General features: G+C 73.0%; 4 protein-coding genes and 1 pseudogene. 4 read left to right on the forward strand and 1 reads right to left on the reverse strand.

Annotated features, from left to right (window positions below):
* The 4 genes and pseudogenes from GL263_RS21770 to glpK all read left to right on the forward strand — a co-directional run.
* A pseudogene (locus tag GL263_RS21770) lies at positions 1 to 248 on the forward strand (glycosyl hydrolase); the annotation flags it as partial.
* A gap of 142 nt (positions 249 to 390) precedes the next feature.
* On the forward strand, positions 391 to 1,296 hold the full coding sequence (locus GL263_RS21775; RefSeq protein ID WP_182857438.1) for a M15 family metallopeptidase: 906 nt from the start codon (positions 391 to 393) through the stop codon (positions 1,294 to 1,296).
* Between the two features lie 150 nt (positions 1,297 to 1,446).
* Positions 1,447 to 2,181: an MIP/aquaporin family protein gene (locus GL263_RS21780; RefSeq protein WP_182857439.1), complete on the forward strand. Its 735-nt coding sequence runs from the start codon at positions 1,447 to 1,449 to the stop codon at positions 2,179 to 2,181.
* Positions 2,182 to 2,255: 74 nt separating this feature from the next.
* Complete coding sequence (gene glpK, locus GL263_RS21785; protein ID WP_182857440.1) at positions 2,256 to 3,803, forward strand: glycerol kinase GlpK; 1,548 nt, start codon at positions 2,256 to 2,258, stop codon at positions 3,801 to 3,803.
* A gap of 53 nt (positions 3,804 to 3,856) precedes the next feature.
* Here glpK and GL263_RS21790 read toward each other — a convergent pair whose 3' ends face one another.
* Positions 3,857 to 4,303, reverse strand: coding sequence for a roadblock/LC7 domain-containing protein (locus tag GL263_RS21790; protein ID WP_182857441.1), 447 nt, complete (start codon positions 4,301 to 4,303; stop codon positions 3,857 to 3,859).
* Between the last annotated feature and the right edge of the window lie 440 nt (positions 4,304 to 4,743).

The raw sequence follows: 4,743 nt of genomic DNA on the forward strand, positions 1-4,743 counted from the left end.
GGCTTCCGGTGTTCGTGCGGGCGGGCGCGGTGGTTCCGGTGTCGGAGGGCGGGGTCGGAGTGGTGCTGGAGGTCTGGAGGCCGCGTGCGGGCCGGACCGGCAGTGGGGCGCTCTACGTGCCCGGGCCCGGTGGGTCGGGGGCGTCGGCGAGGGTGGTGCGGCTGGTGTCACGACTGTCGGGCGGTGAGGTGATCGTGACGCGGGAGGACGGCGAGGCGGTCGAGTGGCCGGTGAGGGTGCGGGGCTGAGGCGTGGTGAGACGACTCCGGGTGTCCCGCGGCGCCGCCCGGGGTCACCCGGCCCGCTTCTCGCTCACTCTTTCGAATGATCGGGCGTGGTGGCCGGTGTCGGCTGCGGCGCCGGAGGGCAGTCTCCTGCTACGAGCGGGGCATGACCCGTCCTTCCCCCCGCGCCGCTGCCCGCGTCTCCGCCCGCACCACCGTCCGTTGTGCCGCCCTGCTGACCGCAGTGGCCTGTACCACCGCGCTGCTGGTCCCTGAGACCCCGCAGCCTTCCCGGACAGCCGCCGGGGCGGCTGCGGCCCCGGCGGCGGACGGTGCCGAGGCCGCCGTACCGCCGGTGGGCTTTGTCGCGCTGCGGCGGGTGGATCCGACGATCCGTCTGGACATCCGGTACGCCACGGCGCGCAACTTCCTGGGCCGCCGGGTGCCGGGCTACGTCGACGCCGAGTGCCTGCTCACCCGGGAGGCGGCGCGGGCTCTGAGTCGTGCGCAACGGTGGCTGCGCCACCGAGGGCTCTCGCTCAAGGTGTACGACTGCTACCGCCCGCAGCGCGCGGTGGACGCGTTTGTGGCGTGGGCGGCCGATCCGGCCGACGAGGTGACAAAGGAGGAGTACTACCCGAGGGTGGACAAGTCACGGCTCATCCCGGAGGGCTACCTCGCCGAGCGCTCCGGTCACAGTCGGGGGTCCACGGTCGACGTGTCGCTGCTGCCCGACGGCCCGGGCGCGGGACCGGCGGTCGGCGCGGAGCGACCCGGCGCCCGGCCGCCGGAGGGGGCGGCGCCCTGCTTCGCGCCCGTGGGCAGCCGCTCCCCCGACGACTCGCTGGACATGGGCACCGGCTACGACTGCTTCGACGAGCTGGCGCACACCGAGCACCCGGCGGTCGCCGGAGCCCCACGGGCGGCTCGTCTGCTGCTGCGGCGGGCGATGGAGGACGCCGGCTTTGTGAACCTGCCGCAGGAGTGGTGGCACTACTCGCTGCGCGACGAACCCCACCCGACCACCTATTTCGACTTCCCGGTGGCACCTCCGGCCGCCGGAAACGGGTAGGGCCCGGCGGAAGCGGGCCGCGCCTTCCGATGGCAGCGCGGTCGGGTTGAGGCCAGACTGGGGCTACGGTCTCGCCGGTGCGGCGCCCGCGCGCCCCGAGGCCGGGCGTCACCGGTCGGACACGGGCTCACACCGGATGAGGAGTCACCCATGCACTACCCAACCGGCGACATCTTCATCGGTGAGATCATCGGCACCGGACTCCTTGTACTGCTCGGCGCGGGTGTGGTCGCCGCCGTCCTGCTGCCCCACTCCAAGGCGAAGGCGGGCGGCTGGATCGTCATCACGTTCGGTTGGGGCTTCGGGGTGTTGGCGGGCGCCTATACCGCGGGCCCGCTGTCGGGCGGGCACATCAACCCCGCGGTCACGGTTGCCATCGCCACCACCGACGACGGGGACTGGAGCAAGGCCCCGGTGTACTTCGCCGGCCAGTTGGTCGGCGCGATGCTGGGCGCGGTGCTGGCCTGGCTGGTGTACTGGTCGCAGTTCTCGGCCAACCGGGACAAGGAGCGGGCGATGCCCACGCTCGGTATCTTCTCCACGATTCCCGAGGTGCGCAGTCCCGTCGCCAACTTCGTCACCGAGACCATCGCGACCGTCGCGCTGGTGCTGCCCGTGCTGGCGTTCGGCCTGACCGAGGGCCTGGGCACCTCCGGCACGCAGACCCTCATGGTCGCGCTGCTGGTCGTCGGCATCGGTCTGTCGCTCGGCGGTCCGACCGGATACGCCATCAACCCGGCCCGTGACCTGGGCCCGCGGATCGTGCACCAGGTGCTGCCCATCCCGAACAAGGGCGGTTCGGACTGGGGCTACTCGTGGGTCCCGGTGCTCGGGCCGCTGACCGGTGGCTTCATCGCGGCCGGCATCTTCGCCGTGGCCTTCTAGCGCGCCGGCCCGTTCGCCGCGGGACGTCCCCAGGCCGCCGCAGACGACCGTCCACCGACACGTTGGGGGTCAGCGTGACCAGCACGACAACCAGGTACGTGGGTGCCATCGACCAGGGCACCACCTCGAGCCGCTGCATGATCTTCGCCGACGACGGCTCGGTCGTCGCGGTGGACCAGCGGGAGCACGAGCAGATCTTCCCCAGACCGGGTTGGGTCGAGCACAACGCCACCGAGATCTGGTCGAAGGTGCAGGCGGTGATCGCCGGGGCGCTGGCCAAGGCCGGCCTCCGTGCCTCCGACCTCAGCGCGCTCGGCATCACCAACCAGCGGGAGACGACGGTGTTGTGGGAGCGGTCCACCGGCCGGCCCGTGCACAACGCGATCGTCTGGCAGGACACCCGCACGGCGTCGCTGTGCACACGGCTGGGCGGCGACGAGGGACCGGACCGCTTCCGGGAGACCAGCGGGCTGCCGCTGGCCAGCTACTTCTCCGGCCCGAAGGCGATGTGGCTGCTGGAGAACGTGCCGGGTCTGCGGGAGCGGGCCGAGGCCGGGGAGATCGCGTTCGGCACGATGGACTCGTGGCTGATCTGGAACCTGACGGGCGGCCCGCACGGCGGGGTGCACGCCACGGACGTGACCAACGCCAGCCGCACGATGCTGATGGACCTGCGCAGCCAGTCCTGGGCGCCGCACGTCATGGAGGCGATGGGGCTGCCCGAGATGATGCTGCCGGAGATCCGCTCCTCCTCCGAGGTGTACGGGGAGGCGGTCGGGCAGTTGGCGGGGGTGCCGGTCGCCTCGGCGCTGGGCGACCAGCAGGCGGCGGTGTTCGGGCAGACCTGCTTCGGTGAGGGCGAGGCGAAGAACACCTACGGCACGGGCTCGTTCCTGCTGCTGAACACGGGTGAGCGGCCGGTGGCCTCGAAGAGCGGGCTGATCACCACCATGGGCTACCGGCTCGGTGAGGCGCCCCCGGTCTACTGCCTGGAGGGGTCGATCGCGATCACCGGCGCACTGGTGCAGTGGTTCCGGGACCAGCTGGGCATCATCCGCGAGGCGGCCGACATCGAGCCGTTGGCGGAGAGCGTGGAGGACAACGGCGGCGCCTACATCGTGCCCGCGTTCTCCGGCCTGTTCGCGCCCTACTGGCGTTCCGACGCCCGGGGTGTGGTGACCGGCCTGACGCGCTACGTGACCAAGGCGCATCTGGCGCGTGCGGTGCTGGAGGCCACCAGCTGGCAGACGCGTGAGGTCGTCGACGCGATGTACGAGGACTCGGGCGTGCGCATCTCCAGCCTGAAGGTGGACGGCGGCATGACGGCCAACGGGCTGCTGATGCAGCATCAGGCGGACGTGCTGGACGTGCCGGTGATCCGCCCGGTGATCGCGGAGACGACCTGTCTCGGTGCGGCCTACGCGGCCGGGCTGGCGACGGGCGTCTGGTCCGGGCTGGACGAACTGCGTGCCCACTGGCGGCAGGACGCCGAGTGGCGGCCGGACATGCCGGCCGACCGGCGCGACCGCGAGTACCGGAACTGGAAGAAGGCGGTGCGGCGCAGCTTCGGCTGGGTGGAGGACGAGGATGAGGACGACGCGCCGGAGCCGCCGTCGTCCTGATCCTCGTCGCCCAGGACCGCTCCTGCCCCCGGCCGGAGTGGCGGCCGGGGTGGTCAGAGGCCGCCGCCCCCGGAGGGGGTGTCGGTGCGCGGCGCGGTGGCCAGGTGGGTGCCGACCCGCTTGACGAGCAGGGTCATCTCGTACGCCACCAGGCCCATGTCGGCGTCCGCGTCCGCGAGCACCGCGAGGCAGCTGCCGTCGCCGGCGGCGGTGACAAAGAGGAAGGCGTCGTCGAGTTCGACGACGGTCTGTCGGACGCCACCGGCCTGGAAGTGCCGGCCGACCCCGCGGGCCAGGCTGTGGAACCCGGACGCGACGGCCGCCAGGTGTTCACCGTCCTCGCGTGACAGGTCGCGCGAGCAGCCCCTGGGCAGGCCGTCCCCGGACAGCACGAGCACCTTGCGTATGCTGCCGACCCGTTCGACCAGGTCGTCCAGCAGCCAGTTCAGCTCGCCCGTGCCCGCGAAGGCGCTGTTGTCGGTAGCCCTCGGTGCGTTCATCGCCCGCTTCCCTCCGGAGTGGTTCCGTCGTCGTGCTGCCGGCCACGCTGCCATCCCCGCTGCAGAGAAGCCATCCGGCTGCGTGCCTCTTCCGGATCTCTTTCCGCGTCGACGGGCCGCGGGCCGGCTTGTTCCGGGCCGCGCGCGGGGCCGTCGGGCACGTCGTCCGGGCCCATGGCGCGCAGGTGCGGCGCGGTGCCCGGCTGACGCGTCCGGCGCGGAAGGTCCCCCGGGCCGGGCGTCGCGCGCCGGCCGGGGCCCGCGCGTTCCGCCCGGCGGTCGGCCGCGGGGTCGGCGCGGTCGGTGACCGGTCGGCCGTGGTCGGAGACGAGGACCGGGCCGCTTCTGGTTCCCGGTCGCCGGCGGGGCAGCGGCGTCCGGGCCGCGGGCGGGTCGCCGGGGGCGCCGGCGTCACGCCCTTCCTGGTCGTGGGGCTGGGG

The sequence above is a fragment of the Streptomyces durbertensis genome, assembly GCF_014156695.1.
Classification (GTDB): domain Bacteria; phylum Actinomycetota; class Actinomycetes; order Streptomycetales; family Streptomycetaceae; genus Streptomyces; species Streptomyces durbertensis.